The 1,436-nt window shown below is 74.7% G+C and carries 2 protein-coding genes; one reads left to right on the forward strand and one right to left on the reverse strand.

Annotation, left to right across the window (positions count from 1 at the left end; translation table 11 throughout):
* Positions 1-566: zinc-binding dehydrogenase (locus ND748_RS31960; protein WP_251750006.1), on the forward strand; the 566-nt coding region annotated here is incomplete at its 5' end.
* Positions 567-713: 147 nt separating this feature from the next.
* On the opposite strand, the gene ND748_RS31965 is transcribed toward ND748_RS31960, so the two are convergent.
* A partial coding sequence (locus tag ND748_RS31965) for a peptidoglycan recognition family protein (protein ID WP_251750007.1) occupies positions 714-1,436 on the reverse strand: 723 nt, incomplete at its 5' end.

Consider the following 1,436-nt stretch of genomic DNA (forward strand, 5'->3'; position numbering starts at 1 on the left):
CCCTGGCCGCGACCGTCCCGCTCAACGCGCTCACGGCGCACCAGGCGGTGGCGGAGCTGCGCCGGGCAGCGGATTCCACCGTCCTCGTCACCGGGGCGGCCGGGGCCGTGGGCGCCTTCGCCGTCCAGTTCGCCGCCGGCACCGGAGCGCGCGTCGCGGCGCTCGCCGGGCCCGAGGACGAGCAGACGGTCCGGCGGCTGGGCGCGGACATCTTCGTCGCCCGCACCGACGATCCGGCTGCCGCCGTGCGCGCGGCGCTGCCCGACGGGGTGGACGGCGTCGTCGATGCCGCCCTGCTCGGCGAATCGATCATCGATCTGGTCCGACCCGGCGGCGCCTTCGTCGGGCTCACCCCGCCCACGACCCCGTCGCCGCGGGCCGGGGTGGCGACCCATGCCCTGAACGTCCACGGGGACGGCCGGACGCTCGCCACGATCATGGACGCGATCGCGCGGGGAGAGATCGCGCTGCGTGAGGTCGAGACCTACCCCGCCGCCGAGGGGGCGGCCGCGTATACCCGCCTGACCAAGAGCGGCCGGCGAGTGGGCATCAGCCTCGTGTTCTGACCGCCGGGCGGCCCCGACCCTGGCCCGCGCGAGCGCCAGGGCCAGGGCCAGGGCCAGGCTCGTAGGTGGCCGGGTGCCAGATCAGAGTCTCAGAATATGAGATCTAGGACCCTTCGTTGCGGACCCGTCGCTGCGGACGCGGTCGGCTCACAGGAGCGCCTGGGCGACCTCCAGGCGGATGCCGTCCAGTGCCGTGGCCAGGACCGCCCCGGGGCACTCGGTGGCCATCCAGTCACGATGCCCGCTGATCGCCGACACCCGGCGCCGGGCGCCGCTGACCGGATTGACGTAGTCGACGCTGCCGGCCGGATTCAGCCGGTGAGCGCCGCAGAGCGCCAGCAGAACCAGCTCGAGTGAACGGCGCGCGGCTGCCGTCGGGGCCCGGGTCCGGTGGTCGCCGAGCAGCGCGACTCCGACGTTGCCGGCGTTGAATCCGCCGACGTGCGCGCCGGTGACCACCTGGCCGTCCGGCCGGTGGCCGGGAACCCCGTCGGTCCCCGACCATCGGCCCTCGTAGAGGGTGCCCGCCTCGTCGATGAGGAAGTGGTAGCCGATGTCCGCCCAGCCGCGTTCCACCGTGTGGAAATAGTAGATCGCCCGCACGGACGCGGCCGGGTCCGGATCGTCGTTCGGCGTCACGGTGTGGTGCACGGTGATCACCTGACCCGGCGAGTAGGTCGTTGGCCAGGGCTGGCCCGTGGCGGGATTGAGCCGCAGCGACTCGTCGGCACCCCAGGCCGCCCGAGGCAGGTAACGCAGGCCGAGGGCCGACGGCGCCGACGGTGCCGGCCCCGCGGGCGCGGTGGATGCGGGTGGCGGCACGGCAGCCTGGCCCGTCGGCACGGATCCGGCTGCCGGGACCGCTCCCGC

This window comes from Frankia sp. AiPs1 (assembly GCF_023716945.1).
GTDB lineage: Bacteria > Actinomycetota > Actinomycetes > Frankiales > Frankiaceae > Frankia.